Origin of the sequence: Kitasatospora sp. NPDC059577 (assembly GCF_042735475.1) — a bacterium.
In the GTDB taxonomy this organism is placed as follows: Bacteria; Actinomycetota; Actinomycetes; order Streptomycetales; family Streptomycetaceae; genus Kitasatospora.
Window position 1 is genome coordinate 167,535 of the sequence record NZ_JBHWBZ010000004.1, and the last position, 23,959, is coordinate 191,493.

The following is a 23,959-nucleotide window of genomic DNA, read 5'->3' on the forward strand; positions in this document are numbered from 1 at the left end:
GCCGCACAGCCACGAACAGCCTCGCCATCGCCTAGGCCTACTCGGTGCTGCTCGGCGGGCGCGCACGGAGCTGAAACGCGGAGCCGAGCATGCTCACCACACTGCAGACCTCCTACACGGACACCCGCGCCGGTGACCTGGCCTGGTGCCTCGGCGGCGACCCGCTGCCCGCTCTCGCGGTCCGCGACCTGAGACTCGACGGGGGCGGCGGCCCGGGCCCGACCGGCACCCTCCAGCTGCGGCTGCTGGGCGCCTCGCACCAGGTGGTGATCGACGCCGGCCCCGGCCGGTGCCTGGAGACCGTCGCCTGCCTGCCCGGTCGCCGCACCCCCCTGCCGGCCCGGGTGGCCAAGCAGGTCGGCGGCTGGGAGTACGAGTTCGCCGCCCGGATCGAGGCGCTGCCGCCGCACGACTTCGCGGCCCGCGCCCAGGAACTGCTGGCCCTGGTCGAGGGCCACCCGCGCGGCCTCGCCGGGGTCTTCCCCGGCGACCCGAGCGCCTTCACCGCACTCGTCACCCAGGGCGGCACCGACCGCCTGCTCTGGCGGACCTGGCACGCCTACCCGCAGGAGGGGCAGCTGGTGTGCACCCGCTCCTCGCTCGTGGTGTCGGGTCCGTGACCGCCGCGAGCCCGGGCGGAAGCACCGATCCGGACATACGCTGCCAAGCGCAGGCCTGCGAATCGTACGCAGGAACGGTTCGTCAATCCGACGTCGTCCACTGTCCGTCGGATGGGCGCAGCTATCCGTCCCGTACGTCCCCTAGCGTTTGTTCGTGATCAACCATCCGGCCAGTCCGCCCGCACGCCCGCGAGTGGACCTCGACGACGGCACCCCACCCCGGCCCGGGCACCGCCTCGCCCCACTGCCCGCCCGCCGTCGATCCCGGCTGCGCTCCTGCCCCCGGCTCGCCCGGCTGACCGTCCTGATGGCCGCGTTCGTCTGCGCGGCCTGCGGACTGGTCTACGAGCTCGAACTGGTCGCGCTCGGCGACTACCTGCTCGGGGACACCGTCACCCAGACCTCCGTCGTGCTCTCCGTCATGGTGTTCGCGATGGGCCTCGGCTCGCTGCTCGCCAAACGGCTCACCGGCCGGCCCGCCACCGCCTTCGCCCTCGTCGAGTGCGCACTCGCCCTCACCGGCGGGCTCTCCGTCCTCGCGCTCTACTCCAGCTGGGCCTGGCTCGGCCGCTACCAGGCCGCCATGGTCGGCCTCACCTGTGTGATCGGCATCCTGATCGGCGCCGAGATCCCCCTGCTGATGACCCTCGTCCAGCGGATCCGCCGCGAGGACGCCGGCCGCGCCGCGGCCGACCTGTTCGCCGCCGACTACGTGGGCGCGCTGATCGGCGGCCTCGCCTTCCCCTTCCTGATCCTGCCCGCGCTCGGCCCCGGCGACGGCGCGCTGCTCACCGGCGCCGTGAACGCCGTGGCCGGCTCCGCCGTCGTCCTCTGGCTGTTCCGGGAGGAGCCCGCACCGCGGGTACGACGGCTGCTCTGGGCCGGCTGCCTGCTCGTCCTCGCCCTGCTCGCCGCCGCCGCGGCCGGCTCCGACGCGGTCGAACGCGCCGCCCGGCACGCCCTCTACGGCGACCAGGTCCGCTACGCCACCCGCAGCCGGTACCAGGAGATCGTGCTCACCGGCCCCACCGGCGGCCCGGTCCGGCTCTACCTCGACGGACGGCTCGCGGTCTGCGGTCCCGACGAGTACCGGGCCGGCGAGGGCCTGGTCCACCCGGCCATGGGCGCCGGCCCGGACACCCGCGTCCTGCTGCTCGGCGGCGGCGACGGGCTGGCCCTGCGGGAGGTGCTGCGGCACCCCGGTGTCCGCTCCGTCCGGCTGGTCGACACCGACCCCGCGCTCCCCCGGCTCGCCCGCAGCGACCCCGGGCTCGCCGCCCTCGGCGGCCACTCCCTGGACGACCCCCGGGTCCGCACCACCGCCGCCGACCCGATGGCCTGGCTGCGCGGCGCCGACCCGGACGGGCGCACCAGTACGGCCGCGGACGCGAGCGCCGGTGCCCCCGGCGGCGACGGACCGTACGACGTCGTGCTCGCCGACCTGCCCGCACCGGCCGACGGCGGCCCGGTCAAGTTCCACTCCCAGGAGTTCTACGGCCTCGCCGCCCGGCTGCTCTCCCCCGGCGGCCGGATCGCCGTCCGGGCCGGGAGCGACCCGGACGGCCTCTGGCGGATCGACTCCGGCCTGCGGGCGGTCGGACTGCAGACCGCGCCGTACGCCGTCCCCGGCAGCCCCGACGCCACCTGCCGCCCCGGCCCGCCGGACACCGCGCAGAACTACCTCCTGGCCGCCGCCACCCGCCCCCCGCTCACCCTCGCGCCCGACACCCCGCCGCCCCGCGCGCTCACCCCCGACACCCTCCGCGGCTCCGCCGACCGCCTCGACTCCCACCGCCCGAGCCGTCCCCCGGCCCCCCTCACCCTCCTCAGCCCCCGCTGACCCGGGACCGTCCGGCCGCGGGGCGGGGCGGGTGGGGCGGGGAAAGTCCGGTGGTGGTGGGTAGGGACCGGGCGGGCTCGGGTCGGTAGGCTCCGTGGCATGGAGCATGAGGTTGTCGTCCCGATGCCCGCCGAGCCGGTGAGGCAGGCCCTGCAGGATCCGGCGCTGCTGGCGCGGAGTGTGCCGGGGCTGAGCACCGAACCGGCGGCGGTCGGGGGCGGGCCGGCCGCGGAGATCGGCGGGCGGCTGAAGCTGCGGATCGGCGGCTCCACGATCACGTACAAGGGCGTGCTGTCGCTGATCGAGGGCCGCGAGGGCGTGCTGACCGTGCTCGCCGAGGGCGAGGAGGCCCGGGGCAGCGGCGAGGCGACCGCCACCGTCCGGGTCAGTGTCGCGGACGGCGCCGAGGACGGCACCGCGGTGATCCGCTTCACCGGCGACCTGAGCGCCACCGGCCGGCTGACCGAGTTCGACGAGGAGACCCTCGACGCCACCGGCCGCCGGCTGCTGGACCGCTTCGCGGCCGCCCTGGTCGCCCCGGAGGACGTACGGGACCGGGACGCCGAGCAGGACGACGACCGGGAGCAGGACCGGGACGAGGACTCCGCGGCCGGCACCGCCGGGGTGGTCTTCATCGAGGACCGCCAGGACCAGCCCGGCGACGACCTCGACGACGACCTCTCCGATCTGATCGCCTTCTCCGACGCCGACGCCGAGCGCTTCGGCCTCCCCACCGGCTCCGCCGACGACGAGGACGACGAGGACGACGTCGAGGACGCCGAGGACGAGGACGCCGGCCACCGGGACGACGACGGCGACGCCGCCGAGGCGGTGGACGACGTCGAGGACGGCTCCGGGGAGCAGGACGCCGTCGCCGAGGAGATCCCGGTCGAGCCGCTCTTCGCGTACGAGGAGGAGCCGGTGCTCTCCGGTCCGGTGCGCCGCAGCATCGTCGGCCGGTCCGCCGAGGAGGTGGACCACGCCCCGCCGCGCGGCCCGTACGCCCCGGCGCTGCCGGCCCGCAGCGCGCGGGCCCGGGCGGCGTCCCGCTGGGGCGGCGAGGCGGGCGGGATCGTGGTGCCGGGCGCCGGCGGCCGCAGCGCGGTGCCGTGGGTGATCGGTGGCTCGGTGGCGCTGCTGGGCGGTGCCGTGGTGCTGGTGAGGGCCCTGCGCCGCCGCTAGCCGGGAGCGCCGGGGGCGTCGTCAGGCCCTAGACTGAACGCTCATGAGCAACGACCGCGACGCCCTGCTGGCACAGATCAAGGACAAGGCCGTCGTGCACGGCAAGGTCACCCTCTCCTCCGGCAAGGAGGCCGACTACTACGTCGACCTGCGCCGGATCACGCTGGACGGCGAGGCCGCCCCGCTGGTCGGCCGGGTGATGCTGGACGCGACCTCGCACCTGGAGTACGACGCCGTCGGCGGTCTGACCCTGGGCGCCGACCCGGTGGCCACCGCGATGCTGCACGCCGCCGCCGCGCGCGGGCAGAAGCTGGACGCCTTCGTGGTCCGCAAGGCCGGCAAGGCGCACGGTCTGCAGCGCCGGATCGAGGGCCCCGAGGTGAAGGGCCGCCGGGTGCTGGCGGTCGAGGACACCTCCACCACCGGCGGCTCGGTGCTGACCGCCGTCGAGGCGCTGCGCGAGGCGGGCGCCGAGGTGGTCGGCGTCGCGGTGATCGTGGAGCGCGGCGGCGCGGGTGCCGTCGAGGAGCAGGGTCTGGCCTACGTGACCGCGTACGACCTGGACGACCTGGGTCTCTGACCCGCGGGGCCCGCACGGGGACGATCCCCGCGACGGAAGCCGCACGAACACACCCCGCAGCGAACCGGCCGGCCCGGCCCGCGCCCGGCGGCGGACGACAGAGGGCCGGGTCCGTTTCACGTGAAACACGTGGAACGGACCCGGCCCTTCGCCGTGCGCGGGAGGCGGGCGCTCAGCCCCGCCGGTGCCGACCGCCGCCGGCCTGCGCCGCGGTGTCGTCGGAGTCGTCGGCGCCGCCCGCCTTCTTCTTCTTCTTCTTGCGCTCGCGCATGACCTCGAACAGGATCGGCGAGATCGACAGCAGCACGATCAGCAGCACCGCCGGGATCAGGTACTTGTCGATCACCGGGGCGAGCGCGTCGCCGAAGAAGTAGCCGATCAGCAGCATGGACTCGGTCCAGAGCACACCGCCGATGACGTTCCACAGGAAGAACGTCCGGGCGGGCATCTCCAGGGTGCCGGCGACCGGGTTCAGGAAGGTGCGGATGATCGGCATGAAGCGCGCCAGCACCACGGCCTTGCCGGAGCCGAACTTGTTGAAGTACTCCTCCGCCTTCACCACGTACTCGCGGCGGAAGATCTTGGAGTCGGGCTTGTCGAACATCTTCGGCCCGATCTTGGCACCGATCAGGTGCCCCAGCTGGGCGCCGGCGATCGCCGCGATCGGGCAGCCGACGAGCAGCACCGCGATCGGCAGCTTGGCACCGTCGCCGAGCACCGACGAGGCGGCGTTCGAGGCGGCGACGCCCGCGAGGATCAGCAGCGAGTCACCCGGGAAGAAGAAGCCGACCAGCAGGCCGGTCTCCGCGAAGATGATCGCTATCAGCCCGATGGCGCCGAGGGACGAGATCAGGGATTTGGCGTCGAGCAGGTTGACGGCCAGCTGGTTGTAGTCCACGGGCGCAGGATAGCGGGCGTACCTTGCGGGCGAGCGGGCGTACCGGACCGGGGGGCTCACGGCCGGGCCAGCCGCGGGGTTCGGCCCCACCCGCCCCACCGACCGCACCCGCCGCGCCGGCCCGGATTCCGACAGGCGGGCTACTGCTGACCTGCGGGCACGAGTCTGGGAAGATGGCCGAGGCGTCCGGTCCGCGGCGGCCCACCACCCTCATGGCCGTACCGCGGAGGTCGTCTCGAAGCCTGGTGCCGGAGAGCCACACCGCAACGCCGCGCGTCGGCGGGCCGGCACGAGTCGTCACGAAGGCGTACACAGCGTCGGACAGCACCGTCCGTACGCCGCAACCCGACAGGAGCGGATCGCATGCCCATCGCAACTCCCGAGGTCTACAACGAGATGCTGGACCGGGCCAAGGCGGGCAAGTTCGCCTACCCGGCCATCAACGTCACGTCGTCGCAGACCCTGCACGCCGCGCTGCGTGGCTTCGCCGAGGCCGAGAGCGACGGCATCATCCAGATCTCGACCGGTGGCGCGGAGTTCCTGGGCGGCCAGCACAACAAGGACATGGTGACCGGCGCGGTCGCGCTCGCCGAGTTCGCCCACATCGTCGCCGCCAAGTACGACGTCACCGTCGCGCTGCACACCGACCACTGCCCGAAGGACAAGCTGGACGGCTACGTCCGCCCGCTGCTGGCGGTCTCCGCCGAGCGCGTCGCCAAGGGCGAGAACCCGCTGTTCCAGTCGCACATGTGGGACGGCTCCGCCGAGACCCTCGCCGACAACCTGGCCATCGCCCAGGAGCTGCTGGCCCAGGCCGCCGCCGCCAAGATCATCCTTGAGGTCGAGATCACCCCGACCGGTGGCGAGGAGGACGGCGTCACCCACGAGATCAACGACGAGCTGTACACCACCGTCAACGACGCCGTGCGCACCGCCGAGGCCCTGGGCCTGGGCGAGCAGGGCCGCTACCTGCTGGCCGCCTCGTTCGGCAACGTGCACGGCGTGTACAAGCCGGGCAACGTCGTGCTGAAGCCGGAGCTGCTGCGCGAGCTGCAGGACGCGATCGGCAAGCAGTACGGCAAGACCGACCCGTTCGACTTCGTCTTCCACGGCGGCTCGGGCTCCTCCGCCGAGGAGATCGCCACCGCGCTGGAGAACGGCGTCGTGAAGATGAACCTGGACACCGACACCCAGTACGCCTTCACCCGCCCGGTGGCCGGCCACATGTTCGCCAACTACGACGGCGTGCTGAAGGTCGACGGCGAGGTCGGCAAGAAGAACACCTACGACCCGCGCACCTGGGGCAAGCTCGCCGAGGCCGGCATGGCCGCCCGCGTGGTCGAGGCCGCCGAGCAGCTGCGTTCGGCCGGCAAGCGCCTGAAGTGAGCCCCGCGGCCGCGTGAACGGACGCGGCACGCACACGGGTGCCCCCGGCGGTCCTCCGCCGGGGGCACCCGTGCATCGGGGTCCGGGTGTCCTACTGCTTGAGCTCCGCGTACGCCTCCGCGCTGCTGTCCTTCAGGAACTGCCAGCAGCGAGCCTCCTCCTCGGTCTCCTTGATCGCGCCGGCCGCGCGCGCGAGCGCCGCCAGGCAGCGCAGGAAGCCGCGGTTGCCGCGGTGCTCCCACGGCACCGGGCCGTGGCCCTTCCAGCCGTTGCGCCGCAGCGCGTCCAGACCGCGGTGGTAGCCGGTGCGGGCGTAGGCGTACGACTCGACGTACCGGCCGGCCGCGTTGGCGTCGTCGGCGAGCATCGCCCAGGCCAGGCAGAAGGTCGGGAACTCGGCCGCCACCTGGGTCGGTGAGGCCGACTCCTCCGCCAGCATCTTGTAGGGACGCTCCTCCTCGGGCAGGAGGGTCGGTTCGGGACCGTCGAGAAGATTCCTGTGGATCGCCATGCCCTGAAGTCTGCCACCCGAGGCGCAGGGGTCAACCGCCGCACCGTGCTCGGCGGGCCCACCGGTCCGCCGGCCGCGGCCCGTGATTCCGTCCTGCGGTCCCGCCGCGGCCCGGCCGGTGGTCCCGCTCCGTGATCTGCATACCGGGTACATGGACATTCACCCGTTCGCCATGCCAAGGTGACGATCGTGTCCGCAGTCCGACCCGCCGGTAGGCGAGCAGCCCCGAACCGAAACGGCGGCCGCAGACGTCGCCGGCCGCGCCGAAGAGTGGGCCCTGGCATGCTCACGGCATTGGTGGTGACCGCACTGCTCCTGGGTGCCACCGCGCTGGTGCTGAACCGGTCCTCCGGCACGCCGGCCGCCACGCCCACCACCCAGGCGCGGGCCGTCCCACCGGGCGAGGAGACCGCCTCGGTGGAAACGCCCCCGCCGGCCCCGGTCACCGCCCCGACGCCCACGCCGCCACCGGCCCCGGAGCCCACGCCCACGCCCACCGGGCCGGACCCCGGCCCCACCAAGGGCGCGGGCACCTTCACCGTCGCCCCCGCCACCGCCAAGGCGGTCGGCCGCGGCAACGTGCGCCGCTACCGGGTCGAGGTCGAGGACGGCATCGGGATCGAGGCCGCGGCCGCCGCCGCCCAGATCCACGGCATCCTCGGCGACCCCCGCGGCTGGACCAACGACCGCAAGAACGGCTTCCAGCTGGTCGCCGGCGGCTCGTACGACTTCACTGTGAAGATCGCCTCGCCCGGCACCGTGGACCGGATCTGCGGCGCCTCCGGCCTGGACACCCACGGCGAGGTCAACTGCAACGTCGGCAACCAGGTGCTCGTCAACTCCAAGCGCTGGAACACCGGTTCACCGCAGTTCACCGGACCGATCGACGAGTACCGGGCGCTGATCGTCAACCACGAGGTGGGCCACCGGATCGGCCACGGACACGAGGGCTGCCCCGCCCCCGGCAAGCCCGCGCCCGCGATGATGCAGCAGATCTACGGCCTCAAGGGCTGCACGCCCAACGCCTGGCCGTACTCGGCGGACGGCACCTACCTGAGCGGGCCCGCCGTTCCGTAACGCCTCCACCGGTCCGCCCGGCCCCGTTCCGCAGCGCCTCCACCGGTCCGCCCGGCCCCGGGCGGACCGAGCTCCTCCCCGGCAAGGGCGCGGCGGCGCTCGCCCGGACCACGCCCAGGGGCGAGGGGGACATCGTGCTGCTGCGGTCGCAGAAGACCGGGCCGGGCCGGCCCCCGCCTTCACCGACGAACCGCTGCCCACCGGTGAACCGCTGCGCAGGACCGCCGAGGCGCCGACGGGTCAGCTGCGCCGAAGCCCGTGGCAGCGGTCCGGCGCCCCGGTCAGCCGAGCACCGGCAGGTGGGCCCGCAGGTCGCTGCGCTCCCCGGAGGCGGACACCGCGGCCGCGTCCACCGCCGCCGCCCAGCCGGTCCGCCCGGTGGCCAGCCGGATCCAGGTCAGCGGGTCGGTCTCGACCACGTTGGGCGGGGTGCCCCGGGTGTGCCGGGGGCCCTCGACGGCCTGCACCACCGCGTACGGCGGGATCCGCAGCTCGACCGCGCCACCGGGGGCGCGGTCCGCGAAGGCGTCGGCCAGCATCCGGGTGACGGCGGCGACGGCCTGGCGGTCGTGCGGGAAGGTGTCCCGGCCGAGCGCCTCGGCCAGGTCGTCGGCGTGCACCACGGCCTCGACCAGCCGGGTCACCAGGTAGTCGGTCAGCAGCATCGGCCGACCGACGACCTGGGCGGTCCGCTGCCCGGGTGCCGCCGTCGCGGGCCGGTCGAGCACGGCCCGGACGGCGTCGAGCGCCCGGTCGAACGCGGCGGCCACCTCCTCCGGCGGGCCCGCGAAGCCGGTCGCCGCGTGCTCGGTCACCGCGGTGTCGACCGCCTCGGCCATGGTCCGGCTCAGCGCCGCGTAGCCGGCCAGTGAGAGCACCGGACCGTCCGGCACCGGACCGTCCACCGCGGCGGGCAGCCGGCCCAGCGCCAGGCCCAGGTGGGCCAGCAACTCCCGGACCCGCCAGGAGCCGAGCCTGGTCGGCCGGTCCAGGTCCTCCTCCGTCAGCCCGTGCACGACGGCACGCAGCTCCTCGTTCTGCGCCGCCAGCGCGGCGCTCACCTTCTGCGGCTGGTACGTCCTGGGCTTGGCTGGCACGGGCCTCAAGATACGCCGAGGGGCGGGCGGTTCACCAGGAACCACCCGCCCCTCGGGAGCCGTGCATCAGCCCAGCAGGGCCTCGATGACGCCGGTGTGGGCGTCCTTCAGCTCGGCCAGCGAGACGCTGAACTGGCCCTGGACGTCCAGGTCCTGGCCGTCCACGACACCGATCCGGGTGGCCGGCAGGCCACGCGCGGTGCACATGTCGTTGAACCGGAGCTCCTCGCTGCGCGGCACCGCCACGACGGCGCGGCCGGCCGACTCCGAGAACAGGAGGACGAACGGGTCGGTGCCCTCGGGCACGACGATCCGCGCGCCGTGGCCGCCCTTGAGGCAGCTCTCCACGAGCGCCTGGCCGAGACCGCCGTCGGAGAGGTCGTGCGCGGCGTCGATCATGCCGTCGCGCGAGGCGGCGATCAGGATGTCGCCGAGCAGCCGCTCGCGCTCCAGGTCCACCGCGGGCGGCAGGCCGCCGAGGTGCTCGTGGACCGCCTGGGACCAGGCCGAGCCGCCGAGCTCGTCCGCCGTGTCGCCGAGCAGGTAGAGCAGCTGCCCCTCCTCGGCGAAGGCGGTCGGGGTGCGCCGGGTGACGTCGTCGATGACGCCGAGCACCGCGACCACGGGGGTCGGGTGGATGGCGACCTCGCCGGTCTGGTTGTACAGCGAGACGTTGCCGCCGGTGACGGGGGTGCCGAGCACCAGGCAGGCGTCGGCCAGGCCGCGGGTGGCCTCGGCGAACTGCCACATCACGTCCGGGTCCTCGGGGGAGCCGAAGTTGAGGCAGTCGGAGACGGCGAGCGGCTTGGCACCGCCGGCCGCGACGTTGCGGTACGCCTCGGCCAGGGCCAGCTGGGCGCCGGTGTACGGGTCCAGCTTGGCGAAGCGGCCGTTGCCGTCGGTGGCGACCGAGACGCCGAGGTTGGTCTCCTCGTCGATCCGGATCATGCCCGAGTCCTCGCCGACCGAGAGCACGGTGTTGCCGAGCACGTAGCGGTCGTACTGGTCGGTGATCCAGGACTTGGAGGCCTGGTTCGGGTGGCTCGCGACCTTCAGCAGGTCGGCCTTGAGGCCCTCGCCGGTGGTCGGGCGGGCCAGCCGCTCGGCCGTCGGGGCGTCCGCCTGCAGCGCGTCCTGCCAGCTCGGACGGGCGTAGGGGCGCTCGTAGGTCGGGCCCTCGTGGGCGACGGTGCGCGGCGGGACGTCCACCACGAGCTCGCCGTGCCAGAAGATCTCCAGGCGCTCGCCGTCGGTCACCTCACCGATGACGTTGGCGATGACGTCCCACTTCTCGCAGATCTCCAGGAAGCGGTCGACCTTGTCCGGCTCCACGATCGCGCACATGCGCTCCTGCGACTCGCTCATGAGGATCTCCTCCGGCGAGAGCGTGTGGTCGCGCAGGTGCACGGTGTCGAGCTCGATCCGCATGCCGCCGGAACCGGCCGAGGCCAGCTCGCTGGTGGCGCAGGACAGACCGGCGCCGCCGAGGTCCTGGATGCCCTTGACGAGCTTCTCCCGGAAGATCTCCAGGGTGCACTCGATGAGGAGCTTCTCCTGGAACGGGTCGCCGACCTGGACCGCCGGGCGCTTGGCCGGCTTGGTGTCGTCGAAGGTCTCGGAGGCCAGCACCGAGACGCCGCCGATGCCGTCGCCACCGGTGCGGGCCCCGTACAGGATGACCTTGTTGCCGGCGCCGGAGGCCTGCGCGAGGTGGATGTCCTCGTGCTTCATGACGCCCACGCACAGCGCGTTGACCAGCGGGTTGCCCTGGTAGCAGGAGTCGAAGACGACCTCGCCACCGATGTTCGGCAGGCCCAGGCAGTTGCCGTAGCCGCCGATGCCCGCGACGATCCCGGGCAGCACGCGCCGGGTGTCCGGGTGGTCGGCCGCACCGAAGCGCAGCGGGTCCATCACGGCGACCGGGCGGGCGCCCATCGCCAGGATGTCGCGCACGATGCCGCCGATGCCGGTGGCCGCGCCCTGGTAGGGCTCGATGTACGACGGGTGGTTGTGCGACTCGACCTTGAAGGTGACCGCGTAGCCCTGACCGACGTCGACCACACCGGCGTTCTCGCCGATGCCGACGAGCATCGCGTCAGCCCCAGGAGTCCCGGCGGCAGGCTTCTTCTGGCCGAACTGCTTCAGGTGGACCTTGCTGCTCTTGTACGAACAGTGCTCCGACCACATGACCGAGTACATCGCGAGTTCGGCGCCGGTCGGGCGGCGGCCGAGGATCTCCCGGATGCGCGCGTACTCGTCCTCCTTGAGGCCGAGCTCGGCCCAGGGCTGGGCGGCGTCCGGGGTCTGCTCGGCGTTCTTGACGGTGTCGAGGCTCATCAGGCGTTCACCAGCTGCTTCAGGACGGAAGTGAAGAAGCCCAGGCCCTCGGTGGTCGGACCGGTGAGCGGCTCCACGGCGTGCTCCGGGTGCGGCATCAGGCCGACGACATTGCCGGCGGCGTTGGTGATGCCGGCGATGTCGCGGTACGAACCGTTCGGGTTGACGTCCAGGTAACGGGCCACCACCCGGCCCTCCGCCTCCAGTTCGTCCAGGACGTGCGTGTCCGCGACGAAGCGGCCCTCGCCGTTCTTCAGCGGGACGACGATTTCCTGGCCCGCCGAGTAATCCCGGGTCCAGGCGGTGCCGGCGTTCTCGATGCGCAGCTTCTGGTCGCGGCAGATGAAGTGCAGCGAGTCGTTGCGGGTGAGCGCGCCGGGCAGCAGGTGGGATTCGCAGAGCACCTGGAAGCCGTTGCAGATACCGAGCACCGGCATTCCGAGCTTCGCCTGCTCGATGACGGTCTCCATCACCGGGGAGAACCGCGAGATCGCGCCGCAGCGCAGATAGTCGCCGTAACTGAATCCGCCGGGCAGGACGACGGCGTCGACCTGGTGGAGATCCTTGTCACGGTGCCAGAGGGCGACCGGCTCCGCGCCGGCGAGGCGGACCGCCCGCTGGGCGTCGCGGTCGTCGAGGGAGCCGGGGAAAGTGACGACGCCTACGCGGGTGGTCACTTGCCCTCCTCCTCGACCCGGACGGTGAAGTCCTCGATCACGGTGTTGGCGAGAAAGGTCTCGGCGGCTTCGCGGATACGGGCGAGCGCCGCGTCGTCGACCGGGCCCTCCACATCCAGCTCGAAACGCTTGCCCTGGCGGACGTCGGCGATCCCGGTGAATCCGAGACGGGGCAGTGCACGCTGCACCGCCTGTCCCTGGGGGTCGAGGATCTCCGGCTTGAGCATGACGTCGACTACGACGCGTGCCACTGGCACTCCCGGTGGTGTCTTCGGTGAGGCGGGGGAACTCCAGACTACCGGTGGTTTCGGGCAGGATTGCTGGCCGGGGATAGCGACGCGCGTAGACCCGGGCCCCTTACGCCACAAGGGATCCGGGCCCCCGACCCCCCGTCCGGGGCTGCCGGTTTCCGCGGATTCGGCACCCGGAACGAGCGCCTCCGAAGAACACCCGAAAACGGCACTTGGGGACAGATCCGCCCGTCCTGCACACCGTATCCGGCAGTCCCGCGAAGACACGTGAATATCCGGAAAAGAATGCCGGACTCTTCGATTTCGACCCCCTTCGGGTGCAGAATAGGGCCACCTGTCGCGGCAAGTGCTGCGTATCAGGCGGGCCGTCCGGCCTGCCCGTATGCGCTTGCGCGAGTTGGTGCACATCAGGCCCCGGGCGTACCCCCGCGGACCGGTGGCCGAATTGCCCGAGAGGATTGACACCCATGGCTCAGCGTGTAGTTGTCACGCTCTCCGACGACCTGGACGGCGGCGCCGCCGCGGAAACCGTCCACTTCGGCGTCGACGGGAAGTCGTACGAGATCGACCTGTCCGTGGACAACGCGGAAAAGCTGCGGGAGGCCCTCGCTCCGTTCGTCGCCGCCGGCCGCCGCCAGAGCCGCACCGGAAAGTCGTTCCGCCGCACCGCCCTCACCCCGGACCCGGCCGCCGTCCGCGCCTGGGCCCTGTCCCGCGGCATGGAACTGCCGGCCCGCGGCCGCATCCCCAAGCACGTGTACGAGGCGTTCGCCGAGGCGAACTGACCCTCGCGGCTCGGGGGGCACCCGCCCCCTCCGGTCGCCCCGCCCGCCCGGACCGAAAGGGTGGGGCGACCACCCCGAACGATGCTGTAGAGTATTCCTCGTCGCCGCAACGGAGAGATCCGAAGAGGCGGCGGGTGCCCCACCAGGCACCGTGCGGACGTGGCTCAGTTGGTAGAGCATCACCTTGCCAAGGTGAGGGTCGCGAGTTCGAATCTCGTCGTCCGCTCGCAGTGCGCGAGCACAGCACAACTCAATAGTTTGACCTGCGGACGTGGCTCAGTTGGTAGAGCATCACCTTGCCAAGGTGAGGGTCGCGAGTTCGAATCTCGTCGTCCGCTCCAAAACGAAGGGCCCCCTCGATCGAGGGGGCCCTTCGGCATTCCCGCCCCGAAATCCCCCATGACATTTGTCATCGCCGACCCGTGGATCCCCACCGCGATGTCATGACGGCGCGCACTGCCCGCGCGGCCGGGGCGGCGGAAGGCTTGGGGCATGGAAACGAGCAGCCCCTCCCGCCCCACCGACAGCGTGATCGAGGTCACCGGCCTGCACCGCCACTACGGCAGCGGCGCCACCGGCTACCACGCCGTCCGGGGCGTCGACCTGACCGTCGGCCGCGGCGAACTGTTCGCCCTGCTCGGCACCAACGGTGCGGGCAAGACCTCCACCATGGAGCTCATCGAGGGCCTGGCCGCCCCCAGCGACGGCACCGTCCGGGTGCTCGGCCACGACCCCCACCAGGAGCGCGCCGCCGTCCGCCCGCGGATCGGCATCATGCTCCAGGAGGGCGGCTTCCCCGGCGACCTCACCGCCGCCGAGACCGGCCGCGCCTGGGCCGGGATGACCAGCGGCGCCCGCCCGGTCGAGGAGGCGCTGGAGCTGGTCGGCCTAGGCCACCGCCGCGACGTCCGGGTCAAGCAGCTGTCCGGCGGCGAACGACGTCGGCTCGACCTCGCGATGGCCCTGCTCGGCCGCCCGGAAGTGCTGTTCCTGGACGAGCCCAGCACCGGCCTCGACCCCGAGGCGCGCGCCTCCGTCTGGCGACTGGTCCGCGACCTGCGCGCCCAGGGCACCACCGTGCTGCTCACCACGCACTACCTGGAGGAGGCCGAGGAACTGGCCGACCGGCTGGCCGTCATGCACGGCGGCCGGGTCGTCACCGCGGGCACCGTCGCCGAGGTGATCGCCGGGCGGCCGTCCCGGATCTCCTTCGAGCTGCCCGAGTTCGCCGGCGCCGCGCTCCCCCTGCTGGCCCCGGCCGAGGTCACCGTCGACGGCCGCAAGGTCACCGTGCAGACCACCGCCCTCCAGCAGACCCTCCACGACCTGCTCGGCTGGGCCCACCACCACGGCGTCGTGCTCGGCGCCCTGGACGCCCGCAGCGCCTCGCTGGAGGAGGCCTTCCTCGCCATCGCGTCCGAGGCCGCCCACCAGGCCCCGCCGCAGGCACCCGCCGCCCCCGCCCGTCCCGCCCGCCGCCGCCTGATCGGATCCGCCCGATGACCACCGCCGCCAACGCCGCCACCGGTGCCCCGAGCACCACCGCCGGCCGCCTGCTCTCCCTCGGCCGCGCCGAGGCCACCCTGCTGCTGCGCAACCGCACCGCCCTGTTCACCGCCGTGGTGCTGCCGGTGGTGCTGATCAGCTCGCTGCGCGGGATCCTCGAGAAGCAGGCCGAGAACAACCCCGGTCTGGACGTCGACTCGATGCTGGTCTACGGCTCGGTCGGGATGGTCCTGGCCTTCGTCGTGTACTACAACCTGACCGCCGCGTACGTCGGGCGGCGCGGCGAACTGGTACTCAAGCGGCTGCGCACCGGCGAGGCCCGGGACATCGAGATCATGCTCGGCACGGCCGTCCCCTCGCTCGCCCTCGGCCTGCTGATGGCCGCCCTGATCGGGGTCGGCGGCGGCCTCGGCCTGCACCTGACCATGCCGGTCAACCCGCTGCTGATGCTGGTCGGCCTGGTGCTGATCCTGGGCACCATGATCGCCCTGGCCGCGCTGTCCAGCGCGTTCACCAAGACCGTGGAGAGCGCGGGCATCACCACCCTGCCGGTCATGCTGGTCATGCAGTTCGGTTCCGGTCTGTTCGTCCCGCTGGAGGTCATGCCCTCGCAGCTGGCCGACGCCTGCCGGCTGCTGCCGACCACCCCGGCCTTCCAGCTGATCCGGGTCGGCTGGTTCGGCACCGACGGCTCGGCCGCGCCGACGGACTTCGTGGGCAGCTGGGGCACCGCCGCCCCGCACCTCGTCACCGGCACGGTCTGGCTGGGCCTCGCGGTCTGGGGCGCGGTGCGCTACTTCCGCTGGGAGCCCCGCCGCTGAGCGATCGTCGGCAATCCGAAGGACCGCCCCCCGTTCGACCTCTGATATGAAGGCAGCAGCAGGATCATGGTCGGACCGGGGGGACAGCACGTGGACATGCGCTCACCGCTGCGCAGGTGGCGCGGCTTCGGCAAACCCCAGCGCGCCGAGATCTACTTCCGCTGGTCGATCTACCTGATGCCGCTGGCCGCGGTGCCGACGGCGCTGCTCAGCCTCGGCGCCCACCTCGACCAGTACTCGGCCGGCTCCGCCCGGGTCTCCCTGGCCGTCTCGCTGGCCACCACGCTGGTCGGCCTCCGGGCCTGCCGGACCTCGCTCGACCACTACCTCGGACGGCCCGCCGACCACCGCCGCTGGCTCGTGATCAACGGCGCGGTCACCGTCGCCGGCACCTGGGCCCTGCTGCTGACCGGCCCGACGGCGGACGGGACCGGCGCTCCGCCGTCCACCGTCCTGGTCACCACCGTCCTGCTGATCGTCGCCTACGGCCCGATCTCCATCGGCCTGCGGCTGTGGTGGTCCGCCCCGGCCGCCGTCCTCCTCGCCCTGCTGATCGCCCCGGCGATGGTCCTGGCCGGGCTGAGCGCCGCCACCACCGCCGGACAGCTGATCGGCACCCTGCTCGGGATGCCCTTCATCGCGGCGAGCTGCCGCAGCTTCGCCTGGCTGACGGCCGTGGTCTGGGAACTGGACGGCGCCCGCGAGACCCAGTCCCGGCTCGCCGTCGCCGAGGAGCGGCTGCGCTTCTCCCGCGACCTGCACGACGTGATGGGCCGCAACCTCACCACCATCGCGCTGAAGAGCGAGCTCGCCGTCCAGCTCGCCAAGCGCGGGCGCCCGGAGGCCGCCGACCAGATGGTCGAGGTGCAGCGGATCGCCCAGGAGTCGCAGCGCGAGGTCCGCGACGTCATCCGCGGCTACCGCACCGCCGACCTGCACGCCGAGGCGATCGGCGCCCGCGCGGTGCTCCGCTCCGCCGACGTCACCTGCGAGATCGACCTCGGCGAGGACGCCGACGGACTGCCGCCGCACGTCCAGTCGGTGTTCGGCTGGGTGATCCGCGAGGCCACCACCAACGTGCTGCGGCACAGCGAGGCCGAGCGCTGCCTGATCCGGCTGCGCCGGGAGGACGGACGGGCGGTGCTGGAGCTGGAGAACGACGGGGTGCCCGCCGTCCCGCTCCCCTCCCAGGGCGGTGGCACCGGGCTGCGCGGCCTGCGCGAGCGGCTCGCCGCCCACGACGGCGAGCTGACCGTGCCGACGGCCGGGACGGGCGTCTTCCGGATGCTCGCCACCGTTCCGCTGCCGGACTGAGCGGGCCGAACGCCCCGGCCGACCCGAGCGAACCGACCGACCCGAGCGAACCGAGCGAACCGAGGAAGTGCCGACCGATGACCGACACCGCGCCCGTCCGCGTCCTGCTCGCCGACGACGAGCACCTGATCCGCGGCGCGCTGGCCGCGCTGCTCTCGCTGGAGGACGACATCGAGGTGATCGCGCAGGCCGGCTCCGGCCCGGAGGCGCTGGCGATGGCGCAGTCGCACCGGCCCGACGTCGCGGTGCTGGACCTGCAGATGCCCGGCAGGGACGGCATCGAGGTGGCTGCCGAACTGCGCCGGCTGCTGCCGGACTGCCGCTGCATGATCGTCACCGGCCACGGCCGTCCCGGCTACCTGAAGCGGGCGCTGGAGGTCGGGGTGCGCGGCTTCCTGCCCAAGACCGTCTCGGCCGCGGACCTGGCCGGCATCATCCGCACCGTGCGCTCCGGCGGCCGGTACGTCGACCCGGAGCTGGCGGCGGACGCGATCAGCGCGGGCGAGACCCCGCTGACGCCCCGCGAGACGGACGTCCTGGAACTGGCCGCCGACGGCACCCCGATCGCCGAGATCGCCGCCCGGGCCGCGCTCTCCCAGGGCACCGTCCGCAACTACCTGTCCTCGGCGGCCACCAAGCTGGGCGCGGAGAACCGGCACGCGGCGGTGCGGATCGCCCGCGAGCACGGCTGGATCTGAGCAGCCGCGCCCGCGGGCGCTGAGCAGCCGCGCCCGCAGGCGTCATGGGGTCACTGCCAGGTGGTGCCGGTCAGCCGCTCGTACACCTCGATGTACTTGGACCGGGTCTTCTCCACGACCTCGGCGGGCAGCGCCGGCGGCGGCTGCTCGCTGTAGCGGTCCCAGCCGGAGGCCGGGGAGACCAGCCAGTCGCGGATCAGCTGCTTGTCGAAGGACGACTGCGAGCGGCCCGGCCGGTACTCGTCGGCCGGCCAGTAGCGCGAGGAGTCCGGGGTGAGCACCTCGTCGCCGATCACCAGCTCGCCGTCCGACAGGCCGAACTCGAACTTGGTGTCGGCCAGGATGATGCCGCGGTCGCGGGCGATGTCGCGGGCGCGGGCGTAGACGTCCAGGGTGGTGCGGCGCAGCTGGTTGGCCAGCTCGGCGCCGATCCGGCGGGCGGTCTCCTCGTAGGGGACGTTCTCGTCGTGCTCGCCGACCTCGGCCTTGAGCGCCGGGGTGTAGATCGGGGCGGGCAGCTCGGAGCTGTTCTCCAGGCCCTCGGGGAGCGCGATGCCGCAGACCGTGCGGCTCTCCTCGTACTCGGTCAGGCCGGAGCCGGCCAGGTAGCCGCGGGCGACCGCCTCGACCGGGATCATCTCCAGGCTCCGGCAGACCAGCGTGCGGCCCTTCCAGTCGGCGGGGGCGCCGGCCGGGACCTCGGTGGAGATCACGTGGTTGGGGACGATGTCCTCGATCCGCTCGAACCACCACAGCGAGAGCTGGGTGAGGATGCGGCCCTTGTCGGGGATCTCGTTCGGCAGCACCCAGTCGTGGGCGGACGTCCGGTCGCTGGCGACCATGACGAGCTCACCCGACTCGGTGCGGTAGAGGTCGCGCACCTTGCCGGTGTGCAGGTGGACCAGGCCGGGCACCTGGACCGGCTCGGGCTTGGTGACAAATCCGCTCAAGGTGTCTCAGTCCTCAGGGGTCGTTCGCGGGCGTGGGGCACTGCGAAAGGGGAGGTCACTGCCCCCGCAGTCTTTCACGCCCGGCGGACCTCAGTTCTTGCAGAGCCGGTCCAGCAGGTTGGCGGTGGCCCGCTGGATCCGCTCGTCGGTCAGTCCGGGGCGGCCGAGCGCGGGCGACCAGGCGAAGGTGCCGGCCGCGAAGACGTACGCGCCGCTGGGCGCCCGGTACAGCGAGGTCTCCTGGTAGCGGGTGCGGCCGGCCGGGTCCTGGTAGGGCGAGTGCGCCAGCAGGACCCGCTCGGTGTGCTCGGGCAGCGCCACCTTGGGGTAGTAGCGGTCGGCCTCGCCGGCGACCAGGCCGGGCAGCTCGTCGCCCTCCTGCAGGCCGGTGCCGTCCCAGAGCCAGTGCGCGGTGTGCCGGGCGACCAGCGGGACGGGCGCGGCGACCCGGCCCGAGTACTGCACGCCGAGCAGGTGCTGCTCGGGCTCCCCCGCGTCCCGCCACAGCGCGCTGGAGGCGCCGGTCGCGCCCGCCGCCGGACTGCCGGGCCCGACCTTCTGGCGCTTGCGGCAGTTGAGCAGCCGATTGGGCTCGCCGGAGGCGGCGGCGGTCAGCTCGACCCGCCAGTACATGGTGTTGGCGGAGAGGAACACCAGCGAGGTGCCGCCGTCCCTGGCCCGCTCGGCGGCCCGGCGCATCGGCGCGGACCAGTACTCGTCGTGGCCGGGGAAGACCAGCGCCCGGTGCCGGGACGGGTCGACCAGGCCGGCGTGCAGGTCGGTGGCGGTGGCGTAGGAGAGGTCGTAGCCGTAGCGCTCGGCCCAGCGGATGAAGTCGTACGCGTGGCCGACGTGCAGCGGCAGTCCGGCGGTCGCGTGCGGGCGGTCGAAGGAGACGGTGACGGCCGCCTCCGGCTCGCCGACCAGGCCGCCCAGGCCGTCCCAGGCGTGGTAGAGGCTGGCCCCGGTGCGACCGTCCTCGGGGAAGAGGTTGTAGGCCTGCCAGGTCACGTCGGGGAGCACCAGCAGCAGCTCGGCGGCGTGCCCCTGGTCGTCGAAGTCCCGCACGGTGAAAGGGATGTGGCTGCGGTGCAGCATGTCCGCGGTGGTCAGCACGGCGACGTACGAGCCGGGCTTCCAGTGCACCGGGACCTGCAGCCGCCAGGAGTGCCACCAGTGGTGGCAGGAGACCGTCCGGTCGACCACCAGCGGCGCGGGCTGGGCGAGGCCGGCGATCAGCGGGCTGGAGGTGACGTGGCGGGCGCCGTCGCCGCCGTAGTGGCCGATCCGGTAGACGTCCACGGTGAACTCGCGGGGCGGGTTGACGGTGACCCGGAAGTCGACCGACCCGCCGGGCCGGATCACCCCGGCCGAGGCGAAGCCCTTGATCTGCTGGTCCACGTCGTTGGCGCCCTGCGGGGTGCCGACCGGCGGCTTGGGGCGCACACCGGCGGTCAGCGGCTGCTGGCCGGGCGCGTCCACCGAGACGTACCAGGGGACGGCGCCCTCCGCCCCGGCCAGGTACTGGTCCGGACTGCGCAGCCAGGGCAGCGGTCCCTGACCGAAGGGGTCGGAGACGCTGTAGGCGTGCGTTCCGGACTCCCAGCGGGGGTTGAGTTCGGTGCCCACGCGCCCCTCCCAGGTGCACTTCCGTGACTCCTCGCCCGCCTCCGGGCGCTCCCGATCCGGTGTCGACGCTCCTCGCTCCGGCGCTCTCCCCCGGCCTTCCGGCCGGGGTACCCCCATCGCTCACGTGTTGCTCGTCGCTTTCGGCACCGGCGCGCCCTTCGGCTCCCGAGGCCCGGTTGGCACGTGCCCCCCGGGTGTGCGTGCGGTCCAATACACCACAGAGTGCTGGTGCTCCGTCACCCTCCGGCGCCAATTGGTGCCGGGAATCTCGCGGGCCGCCCGGAGGGGGCCCCCGGCCTGCGAGGACGACCGGCGGCCGGGCCGTCCGGGGGCGCGTGCGGGAGCGTCGAGCGCCGTCCCACCCGTCACAGCCGGACCGGCTTCTCCAGGCGGACGTCGGCCGCGTCCAGCCAGGCGCGCAGCGGGCCGTCCTGGCCCTGCTCGACGGCCTGGGCGACCGGGCCGGCCAGGTCGGTGCGGCGGACCCCGCCGAGCAGCAGCACCGGGCCGTCCAGCCAGTCCAGGCCGGGGGCGCCGCCGGCGGTGTCCACGGCCGCGCAGCAGACCATCGCGGTGACGTGGTCGACCAGCAGGTCGCGGCCGGAGCGGTCGGGTTCGAGCAGCGGCGCCGGGGCCGTGGTCCGGGCCAGCTGGGCGGCGAGGGCGGCGGCCAGCCGCTCGCCGTCGCCCTCGGCGAGCCGGACCAGCAGCCGGGTGAGGGTCGGGGCGCCGGGGCGGGACTGCGGGGCGAGGCGGTCCAGGGCCGCCTGCAGGGCGGCGGCGCCCGCCCGCCAGCCGGCGTCCACCGCCTCGGCCGGGTAGTCGGTCCACTCCAGCTCGTGCCAGGCGCCGGCCGCCGGGCGGCCGAAGAACAGCTCGGCGGCGAGCCGGGACACCGCCCGGTCGACGCTGCCGGGCTGCTCCAGCAGGTCGCAGGCGGGGCGGTCGCCGAGCCGGCTGCCGTAGCCGTCGGCCAGCCGGTCCCGACGGGAGAGCTCGGTCAGCGCGGAGACCACGCCGGCGTTGAGGTGGGCCGGGTGGCGGCCGAGCCGCCAGGCGGGCAGCGCGACCCGGGTGAGCAGCCGGTCCCAGCCGGCGTAGGCGAGGCCGACCTGTTCCTGGGCGGCGATCCGCAGCCCGTAGTCGACCGTCCTGGCCTGCTCGGAGGCCCAGGCCGCGACGGAGCGCTCCAGCTCGGCGGAGTGGCCGCGGCAGGCGCCGAGCAGTCGGCGGGTGATCCGGCGGGTGATCCGGTCGGCGAGGGCGGCCGGGCCGCGCCGCGGCGGCCGGGGCGGGGCCGCCAGGGTGCCGCCGCCGAGACCGGGGGCGGCACCCCGGCCGGAGTCCAGGCAGGCGTCCAGGCTGCGCAGGAAGCGGCGGGCGGCGGCGATCTCCGGGTCGGCGGAGGCGGCGCTGCCGGCCACCACGGGGGCGAGCAGGGCGCGCAGCTCGCCGGCCCGCATCCACCAGAGGAAGGGCGAGCCGATCACCAGCACCGGCGCGGGCGCACCGGGGTGCGGCCGCAGCGGGCCGGGGCGCCGCGGCGGCGGGACGTCCTCCAGCCAGCTGTCGCAGTCCGGGGTGAGGGCGACGGCGGAGGGCGCGGGGACGTCCAGCCGGCCGGCGAGTTCGTCGATCAGCCGGTACAGCTCGGGGGCCTCGGCGCGGTCCAGCGGGACGGCGGGGGTCCGGGGCGGCTCGGCCCGGCGCAGGGCGCGGGCGGTCAGCCCGGCGACCAGCAGGGTCAGCGCGGCGACGGCGCCCACCGCCCAGCGGGCGGCGTCCCAGCCGGCGGCGTCGGCCGCGCCGGGCGCGCCGATCCGGCCGGTGAACCGGCCCGCGAGCAGGACCACCGCCACGGCGGCGGGCAGGACGGCGGCGGCCCGGGCGAGGCCTCGGACCCGCAGGACCGCCTGGGCGTGAGCGCGCGCGGTGTCGACAGCGGCCATACGGTGCGGCACCCCCTTCGGAGTCCTCGGGTGCCCGGCTAGGGGCCCTGAGCCGACTCGAAACGATCGGTTCCGACCGGGAAGCGGAGGCGTCCGATCCCGGTAGTGCATGCTGCGTGGCGCTACTGACATTTTCGACGCCCCGGTGCGGGTGGTCGTTCCGGATCGCCCCGGTTTCCACTCGTCCCGGTGACATCGCCCGGATTCCGGACGCCGACGACCGGTCCGGTGCGAAGCACCCGGCGACCGCCCGGCCGGACGCCGTCCAGCATCCCCCCGCGGCAGCGTCGCTACCCGGCGGCGCCCCCCGCGCGCGAGCCCCGCACGCTGCGATCCAGCGCACCATAAGGCCGTGCGCGTGGTTACGTCAGCCGGATGCGGGTGCTGTCACTCGATGGGCTGGAATCCGTCCGCCGAACGGTACGGCCGCCCCCGGAGCCGCTCCGGCCCCGAAACGCCGGGGGCGCTGCGTCCATGGGAGTTGGTTCCCACGGTCCGCAGCGCCCTCGGAGCGGTCCCGACGCGGTCCCGGAGCGATCCCGGATCCGCCTCGGCTCGGTCTGACTCCCCTACGCGGTGGCCGCCTTCAGCGCGATGTCGGTGCGGTGCTGGCCGCCCTTGAGGGAGATCCGGTCCACCGCCGCGTACGCGTGCCCGCGCGCCTCGGCCAGGTCCGCGCCGGTCGCGGTGACCGACAGCACGCGGCCGCCGGCGCTCAGCACCTGCCCGTCCTCGCCCGCCCTCGTGCCGGCGTGCAGCACGAACGCGGTGCCGTCCGCCTCGGCCTCGGTCAGGCCCTCGATCGGGTCGCCGGTGCGCGGCGCGGCCGGGTAGCCCTCGGAGGCGACGACCACGGTGACGGCCGCGCCCTCGTCCCAGCGCAGCGGCTCCAGCTGGTCCAGGGTGCCGGTGGCGGAGGCCAGCAGCACCGCGGCCAGCGGGGTGCGGAGCCGGGCCAGCACGACCTGGGTCTCCGGGTCGCCGAAGCGGGCGTTGAACTCGATCACCCGGGTGCCGCGCGAGGTGAGCGCCAGGCCCGCGTACAGCAGGCCGGAGAACTCGGTGCCGCGGCGGCGCAGCTCGTCCACGGTCGGCTGCAGGACGGTCTCCAGGACCTCCTCGACCAGCCCGTCGGGCGCCCACGGCAGCGGCGAGTAGGCGCCCATGCCGCCGGTGTTGGGGCCCTCGTCGCCGTCCAGCGCGCGCTTGAAGTCCTGCGCGGGCTGCAGCGGGACCACGGTGGTGCCGTCGGTGATCGCGAACAGCGAGACCTCGGGGCCGTCGAGGTACTCCTCGATGACCACGCGCTCGCAGGACGCGGCGTGCGCCAGCGCGGCCTCGCGGTCGGAGGTGACCACGACGCCCTTGCCAGCGGCGAGGCCGTCGTCCTTGACCACGTACGGGGCGCCGAAGGCGTCCAGCGCCTCGGCGGCCTCCGCGGCGGTCGTGCAGACGTAGGAGCGGGCGGTGGGGACGCCGGCGCCGGCCATCACGTCCTTGGCGAAGGCCTTGGAGCCTTCGAGCTGGGCGGCCGCGCCGGACGGGCCGAACACCGGGATGCCGGCCGCGCGCACGGCGTCGGCGACGCCGGCGACCAGCGGGGCCTCCGGGCCGACCACGACCAGGGTGGCGCCGAGCCGCTCGGCCAGCCCGGTGACCTGGGCACCGTCGAGCTGGTCGACCGGGTGGACCGTCGCCACCTGTGCGATCCCGGCGTTGCCCGGGGCACAGTGCAGCTCGGTCACGGCGGGATCTTGGGACAGAGAGCGGCACAGGGCGTGTTCGCGGGCGCCGCCGCCGATGACGAGGACCTTCACGCCTCGGAAGCCTAGTCGGTGGCCTGTTCAGGCC

21 protein-coding genes and 2 tRNA genes are annotated in these 23,959 nt (G+C 73.9%); 13 read left to right on the top strand and 10 right to left on the bottom strand.

From position 1 onward, the window contains the following. Nucleotides 1-89 precede the first annotated feature (89 nt). The 4 genes from ACFV0O_RS06170 (at nucleotide 90) to pyrE (ending at nucleotide 4,222) form a co-directional block, all read left to right on the top strand. Complete coding sequence (locus tag ACFV0O_RS06170) at nucleotides 90-620, top strand: DUF2617 family protein (RefSeq protein ID WP_380336997.1); 531 nt, start codon at nucleotides 90-92, stop codon at nucleotides 618-620. Between the two features lie 307 nt (nucleotides 621-927). Next, nucleotides 928-2,460 (top strand): polyamine aminopropyltransferase, encoded by a 1,533-nt coding sequence (locus ACFV0O_RS06175; protein WP_380337211.1) that lies wholly within the window; start codon nucleotides 928-930, stop codon nucleotides 2,458-2,460. 99 nt (nucleotides 2,461-2,559) lie between these two features. After that, nucleotides 2,560-3,642, top strand: a complete 1,083-nt coding sequence (locus ACFV0O_RS06180) for a hypothetical protein (protein ID WP_380337000.1) — start codon at nucleotides 2,560-2,562, stop codon at nucleotides 3,640-3,642. A 43-nt stretch (nucleotides 3,643-3,685) separates the two neighbouring features. Further along, nucleotides 3,686-4,222: an orotate phosphoribosyltransferase gene (gene pyrE / locus ACFV0O_RS06185; protein ID WP_360260136.1), complete on the top strand. Its 537-nt coding sequence runs from the start codon at nucleotides 3,686-3,688 to the stop codon at nucleotides 4,220-4,222. A gap of 172 nt (nucleotides 4,223-4,394) precedes the next feature. Here the strand turns inward: pyrE and ACFV0O_RS06190 are convergent, their stop codons facing one another. Further along, a complete protein-coding gene (locus tag ACFV0O_RS06190) occupies nucleotides 4,395-5,120 on the bottom strand; it encodes a DedA family protein (protein ID WP_380337003.1) in 726 nt (241 codons plus the stop codon). A 363-nt stretch (nucleotides 5,121-5,483) separates the two neighbouring features. On the opposite strand from ACFV0O_RS06190, the gene fbaA reads away from it, so the two are divergent. Further along, a complete protein-coding gene (gene fbaA, locus ACFV0O_RS06195) occupies nucleotides 5,484-6,506 on the top strand; it encodes a class II fructose-bisphosphate aldolase (RefSeq protein WP_380337006.1) in 1,023 nt (340 codons plus the stop codon). A 91-nt stretch (nucleotides 6,507-6,597) separates the two neighbouring features. Here the strand turns inward: fbaA and ACFV0O_RS06200 are convergent, their stop codons facing one another. After that, nucleotides 6,598-7,017: a DUF3151 domain-containing protein gene (locus ACFV0O_RS06200; RefSeq protein ID WP_360260130.1), complete on the bottom strand. Its 420-nt coding sequence runs from the start codon at nucleotides 7,015-7,017 to the stop codon at nucleotides 6,598-6,600. Between the two features lie 282 nt (nucleotides 7,018-7,299). On the opposite strand from ACFV0O_RS06200, the gene ACFV0O_RS06205 reads away from it, so the two are divergent. After that, nucleotides 7,300-8,094, top strand: a complete 795-nt coding sequence (locus ACFV0O_RS06205; RefSeq protein WP_380337009.1) for a DUF3152 domain-containing protein — start codon at nucleotides 7,300-7,302, stop codon at nucleotides 8,092-8,094. 281 nt (nucleotides 8,095-8,375) lie between these two features. Here the strand turns inward: ACFV0O_RS06205 and ACFV0O_RS06210 are convergent, their stop codons facing one another. The 4 genes from ACFV0O_RS06210 to purS form a co-directional block, all read right to left on the bottom strand. Then, on the bottom strand, nucleotides 8,376-9,191 hold the full coding sequence (locus tag ACFV0O_RS06210) for a sterol carrier family protein (RefSeq protein ID WP_380337012.1): 816 nt from the start codon (nucleotides 9,189-9,191) through the stop codon (nucleotides 8,376-8,378). 66 nt (nucleotides 9,192-9,257) lie between these two features. After that, nucleotides 9,258-11,528 (bottom strand): phosphoribosylformylglycinamidine synthase subunit PurL, encoded by a 2,271-nt coding sequence (purL, locus tag ACFV0O_RS06215; RefSeq protein ID WP_380337014.1) that lies wholly within the window; start codon nucleotides 11,526-11,528, stop codon nucleotides 9,258-9,260. After that, nucleotides 11,528-12,205 carry a phosphoribosylformylglycinamidine synthase subunit PurQ gene (gene purQ / locus ACFV0O_RS06220; protein ID WP_380337017.1) on the bottom strand — a complete coding sequence of 226 codons (678 nt, stop codon included), beginning with the start codon at nucleotides 12,203-12,205 and terminating at the stop codon, nucleotides 11,528-11,530. Before purQ ends, purL begins: the two co-directional genes overlap by 1 nt. Then, entirely contained in the window at nucleotides 12,202-12,456 is a 255-nt protein-coding gene (purS, locus tag ACFV0O_RS06225; RefSeq protein ID WP_049654013.1) for a phosphoribosylformylglycinamidine synthase subunit PurS, read from the bottom strand. Before purS ends, purQ begins: the two co-directional genes overlap by 4 nt. 467 nt (nucleotides 12,457-12,923) lie before the next feature. On the opposite strand from purS, the gene ACFV0O_RS06230 reads away from it, so the two are divergent. The 7 genes from ACFV0O_RS06230 to ACFV0O_RS06260 all read left to right on the top strand — a co-directional run bounded on the left by ACFV0O_RS06230 (nucleotide 12,924) and on the right by ACFV0O_RS06260 (nucleotide 17,580). Further along, nucleotides 12,924-13,241, top strand: a complete 318-nt coding sequence (locus ACFV0O_RS06230) for an Lsr2 family protein (RefSeq protein ID WP_030056585.1) — start codon at nucleotides 12,924-12,926, stop codon at nucleotides 13,239-13,241. A 153-nt stretch (nucleotides 13,242-13,394) separates the two neighbouring features. Further along, nucleotides 13,395-13,467, top strand: a tRNA-Gly gene (locus tag ACFV0O_RS06235). Nucleotides 13,468-13,506: 39 nt separating this feature from the next. Then, a tRNA-Gly gene (locus ACFV0O_RS06240) sits at nucleotides 13,507-13,582 on the top strand. A 151-nt stretch (nucleotides 13,583-13,733) separates the two neighbouring features. Next, complete coding sequence (locus tag ACFV0O_RS06245) at nucleotides 13,734-14,744, top strand: ABC transporter ATP-binding protein (protein WP_380337021.1); 1,011 nt, start codon at nucleotides 13,734-13,736, stop codon at nucleotides 14,742-14,744. Then, a complete protein-coding gene (locus ACFV0O_RS06250) occupies nucleotides 14,741-15,568 on the top strand; it encodes an ABC transporter permease (RefSeq protein WP_380337024.1) in 828 nt (275 codons plus the stop codon). Before ACFV0O_RS06245 ends, ACFV0O_RS06250 begins: the two co-directional genes overlap by 4 nt. A gap of 96 nt (nucleotides 15,569-15,664) precedes the next feature. Then, nucleotides 15,665-16,882: a sensor histidine kinase gene (locus tag ACFV0O_RS06255; RefSeq protein WP_380337214.1), complete on the top strand. Its 1,218-nt coding sequence runs from the start codon at nucleotides 15,665-15,667 to the stop codon at nucleotides 16,880-16,882. 77 nt (nucleotides 16,883-16,959) lie between these two features. Then, nucleotides 16,960-17,580, top strand: coding sequence for a response regulator transcription factor (locus ACFV0O_RS06260; RefSeq protein ID WP_380337027.1), 621 nt, complete (start codon nucleotides 16,960-16,962; stop codon nucleotides 17,578-17,580). 50 nt (nucleotides 17,581-17,630) lie between these two features. On the opposite strand, the gene ACFV0O_RS06265 is transcribed toward ACFV0O_RS06260, so the two are convergent. The 4 genes from ACFV0O_RS06265 to purD all read right to left on the bottom strand — a co-directional run bounded on the left by ACFV0O_RS06265 (nucleotide 17,631) and on the right by purD (nucleotide 23,925). Further along, nucleotides 17,631-18,530, bottom strand: a complete 900-nt coding sequence (locus ACFV0O_RS06265; RefSeq protein ID WP_380337030.1) for a phosphoribosylaminoimidazolesuccinocarboxamide synthase — start codon at nucleotides 18,528-18,530, stop codon at nucleotides 17,631-17,633. 90 nt (nucleotides 18,531-18,620) lie between these two features. Next, the gene (locus ACFV0O_RS06270) at nucleotides 18,621-20,159 is read right to left on the bottom strand and encodes a N,N-dimethylformamidase beta subunit family domain-containing protein (protein WP_360260111.1); all 1,539 of its coding nucleotides are present in this window, start codon (nucleotides 20,157-20,159) and stop codon (nucleotides 18,621-18,623) included. A gap of 365 nt (nucleotides 20,160-20,524) precedes the next feature. Next, entirely contained in the window at nucleotides 20,525-22,108 is a 1,584-nt protein-coding gene (locus ACFV0O_RS06275) for a hypothetical protein (protein ID WP_380337034.1), read from the bottom strand. A gap of 569 nt (nucleotides 22,109-22,677) precedes the next feature. Continuing rightward, nucleotides 22,678-23,925, bottom strand: coding sequence for a phosphoribosylamine--glycine ligase (gene purD / locus ACFV0O_RS06280; RefSeq protein WP_380337037.1), 1,248 nt, complete (start codon nucleotides 23,923-23,925; stop codon nucleotides 22,678-22,680). Between the last annotated feature and the right edge of the window lie 34 nt (nucleotides 23,926-23,959).